Annotated in this window: 2 protein-coding genes; one reads left to right on the top strand and one right to left on the bottom strand. The window is 73.4% G+C overall.

What is annotated here, in order from left to right; all coding sequences use genetic code 11:
* Positions 1–2,488, top strand: a 2,488-nt coding sequence (locus tag H5J30_RS20310; RefSeq protein ID WP_181788831.1) for a glycoside hydrolase family 9 protein, incomplete at its 5' end; no start/stop codon positions are given.
* Positions 2,489–2,797: 309 nt separating this feature from the next.
* Here H5J30_RS20310 and H5J30_RS20305 read toward each other — a convergent pair.
* Positions 2,798–4,112, bottom strand: a 1,315-nt coding sequence (locus H5J30_RS20305; protein WP_181788830.1) for a beta-N-acetylhexosaminidase, incomplete at its 5' end; no start/stop codon positions are given.

The following is a 4,112-nucleotide window of genomic DNA, read 5'->3' as shown; positions in this document are numbered from 1 at the left end:
CGTCAACGGCGGCTTCGACGCCGGCACCGCGCCCTGGTGGTGGACGCCGGACAACCCCGCCACGGTGGTCGACGGGCGGCTCTGCGCCGACGTACCCGCCGGCACCGCCAACCCGTGGGACGCCATCGTCGGCCAGAACGACCTCCCCATCGCCGCCGGTGAGACCTACGCCCTGAGCTACTCGGCGACCGCCACCGCACCGGTGACGATCCGCACCAACGTGCAGCAGGGCGTGGAGCCGTGGGGGCAGTTCTTCTCCTCCGCGGACCAGGTGACCGACACCGCGCAGACCTTCGAGCACGTCTTCACCGCCACCGCCGCGGACGACGCCGCCCAACTCGCCTTCCAGATCGGCGGCAGCGACACGGCGTACACCTTCTGCGTCGACGACGTCTCGCTGCGCGGCGGTGCGGAACAGCCGCCGTACGACCCGGACACCGGCTCGCCCGTGCGCGTCAACCAGGTCGGCTACCTCACCGAGGGGCCGAAGAACGGCACCTTCGTCACCGACGCCACCGAGCCCCTCGACTGGACGCTGAACGCCGCGGACGGCACCGCGAAGGCGAGCGGCACCACCGTGCCCGCGGGCACCGACCCGACCTCGCTGCAGAACGTGCACACCTTCGCCTTCGGCGACTTCACCGAGGCCGGCGACGGCTACACCGTCACGATCGGCGGCGAGACCAGCGAGCCCTTCGCCATCGGCGACGACATCTACGGCAAGCTGCGCACCGACGCGCTCGCGTACTTCTACCACAACCGCAGCGGCATCGAGATCGACGCGGAACTGGTCGGCGAGGAGTACGCGCGCCCCGCCGGGCACGTGGGCGCCGCGCCCAACCAGGGCGACGACGACGTCCCCTGCCAGCCGGGCGGCTGCGACTACACCCTGGACGCCGCGGGCGGCTGGTACGACGCGGGCGACCACGGCAAGTACGTCGTCAACGGCGGCATCGCCGCAGCGCAGGTGATGGCCGCGTACGAGCGCACGCTGACCACCGAGGGCGCCGACGGCGAGCCGATCGGCGACGGCAGGCTCGCCGTGCCCGAGCGCGGCAACGGCGTGCCCGACGTGCTCGACGAGGCGCGCTGGGAGCTGGAGTTCCTCCTCGCCATGCAGGTCCCGGCCGGCGAGGACCTGGCCGGCATGGCGCACCACAAGCTGCACGACGCGCAGTGGACCGGCCTGCCCATGCTCCCGCACGAGGACCCGCAGCCGCGCGAGCTGCACCCGCCGTCCACCGCCGCGACGCTCAACCTGGCCGCCACCGGCGCCCAGTGCGGGCGGCTGTACGCGGACTTCGACGCGGAGTTCGCCGAGAGCTGCCTGTCCGCGGCCCGTACCGCGTACGCCGCCGCCGAGGCGAACCCCGACATGCTCGCCGACCCGAACGACGGCACGGGCGGCGGCGCGTACAGCGACGGCGACGTGAGCGACGAGTTCTACTGGGCCGCCGCCGAGCTGTACCTGTCCACCGGCGAGGACGCCTACCTCCAGGACGTGCTCGGCTCGCCCCTGCACGGCGACGCCGCGGCCGTCTTCCCCGGCGGCGGCATGTCGTGGGGCGCCACCGCCGGGCTCGGCGCGCTGGACCTGGCCACCGTCGACAGCGGGCTGACGGACGCGCAGCTCGCCGTCGTACGCGGCATGGTCACCGACGCCGCCGACGGCTACGCGGCCGACGCCGCGGACGCCGCCTACGGCCTCCCGTACGCCCCCGAGGGCGGGCGCTACGTCTGGGGCTCCAACAGCCAGGTGCTCAACAACATGGTCGTCCTGGCCACCGCCCACGGCCTCACGGGCGAGGCCGGCTACCGCGACGCCGTACTGACCGGCCTGGACTACGTGCTCGGCCGCAACCCGCTGAACCAGTCGTACGTCACCGGCCACGGCGAGCGCGACTCGAAGAACCAGCACCACCGCTTCTGGGCCAACCAGCTCGACCCGAGCCTGCCCAACCCGCCCGCGGGCGCGCTGGCCGGCGGCCCGGACTCGCAGCTGGAGGACCCGGTCGCGCAGCGGGAGCTGACCGGCTGCGCGCCGGCGATGTGCTACATCGACGACATCGAGTCGTACTCGACCAACGAGGTCACCGTCAACTGGAACGCCCCCCTCGCCTGGATCGCCGGCTACGCCGACGACCTCGGCGCCGGCGGCGGCCCGGGTACGGGCCCCGGCCCCGGCGAGGAGTGCGCCGCGGCGTACGAGGTGCCCAACGAGTGGCCCGGCGGCTTCACCGGCACCGTCACGATCTCCTGCGACGGCGCCGCCCTCGACGGCTGGACCGCGGAGTGGGACTTCCCCGACGGGCAGCGCCTGACGAACGCCTGGAACGCCGTCTGCACCCAGGCCGGCACCACCGTGAACTGCCGCAACACGCCGTACAACGGCGCGGTGCCGGACGGCGGTGCCGTCTCCTTCGGCTTCAACGCCGGCTGGAGCGGCAGCAACGGCGCGCCGCGGGAGGTGAAGCTCGGCGGCAGCTGAGCGGTCGTCCGCGCGCCGCCGGGGCGGCCCTCCCGGCCCCGGCGGCGCGCGGATTAAGTGCCTCCGATGCGTTCCTCAAGAGAGTCTTAAGCCTCGCGCCCGGTGCCCGTGTCGGGTGTTTTGCCCGAGTCGCGGCCACTAGCGTGCGTAGCGTTCCTCGGGACGGCGCGGAGGCCGTGGCCTCCAGCCGTGCCGAGCGGTGCGGGCCGTCCCCCCACCGCCTCCCCTCCGCGGGCTCCGCGGCCAGGCCGCGGACCGGCAGCCGCAGGGGGGAGGCGGGCCCGTGCCCCCTCGTCCGTCCCTACGGCATCACTGCCAGGGCACCTGCGTCGAGCGGTAGAAGTCGATGCCCATCTCCTCCCAGCGCGGGCCCTGCGCCACCAGCCGGTCGCGGTAGCCCTCCCAGCCGAGCTTCGCGGCCGGGGACCAGCCCAGCTCGGCGGCGCCCGCGGCGCGCGGGAAGGCCATGAACTCGATCTGGTCGCTGGTCGACAGGGTCTCCGACCACAGCGGCGCCTCGACGCCGAGGATCGCGCTCTCGGGGACGCCGCCCTTCATGTACGTGCCGGGGTCCCAGTCGTAGGACTGCCGCACCTCGACGTAGCCGGCCCAGCTCAGCCCGAGCGGCGTCCCCTCGTGGTACTTCATGTCCAGATACGTCCTGTTGGCGGGTGAGAGCACCAGCGGGGTGCCCGCCTTGGCGGCGTCGATGACGTCCTGCTCCCCGCCGCTCGTGCCCCAGTACTGCGCGACGGCGCCCTCGACGGGGTTCGCGCCGGTGAGCTGGTGCCAGCCGACGACGGTCTTGCCGTACTCGCCGACGACCCGCTGCGCCCGGTCCATGAAGGCCACGTACTCCTCGTGCGGGGTGGAGTGGGCCTCGTCGCCGCCGATGTGGAGGTACGTGCCGGGTGTCAGCTCGGCCAGCTCGCGCAGGACGTCGTCCACGAAGTCGTACGTGACCTCCTTCGGCACGCACAGCGAGCTGAAGCCGACGCTCGTGCCGGTGTACAGCGGCGGCGCGACGCCGTCGCAGTTCAGCTCGGCGTAGGAGGCGAGGGCGGCGTTGGTGTGGCCCGGCATGTCGACCTCGGGCACGACGGTCATGTGGCGGCTCGCGGCGTAGGCGACGATGTCGCGGTACTGGTCCTTGGTGTAGTAGCCGCCGGGTCCGCCGCCGACCTGCGTGCTGCCGCCGTACTCGGCCAGGTTCGGCCACGAGTCGATCGCCAGCCGCCAGCCCTGGTCGTCGGTGAGGTGCAGGTGCAGGGTGTTGTACTTGTACAGCGCGAGCTGGTCGATGTAGCGCTTGACCTGCTCGACGGTGAAGAAGTGCCGCGCCACGTCGAGCATCGCGCTGCGGTACGCGAACCGGGGCTCGTCGGTGATCCGGCCCCCGGCCACCAGCCACGGCCCGTCCTGCGGCGTGCCCGCCTCCACGGCCGGCGGCAGCAGCTGGCGCAGGGTCTGCACGCCGTGGAAGAGCCCGGCGGGTGCGGCGGCGGAGATCACCACGCCGTCGGCGCCGGAGGTCAGCTCGTAGCCCTCGGCGCCGACCGCCTTCTTGAGCGCGGCGCTCAGGCGCAGCTCCACACCGCCGGACTTGCTGCCGACGGGCAGCTCG

Origin of the sequence: Streptomyces phytophilus (assembly GCF_013870535.1) — a bacterium.
Lineage (GTDB): Bacteria > Actinomycetota > Actinomycetes > Streptomycetales > Streptomycetaceae > Streptomyces > Streptomyces phytophilus.
Note: the sequence above shows the minus strand (reverse complement) of the source record. Positions and strands in the feature narration are given on the sequence as shown.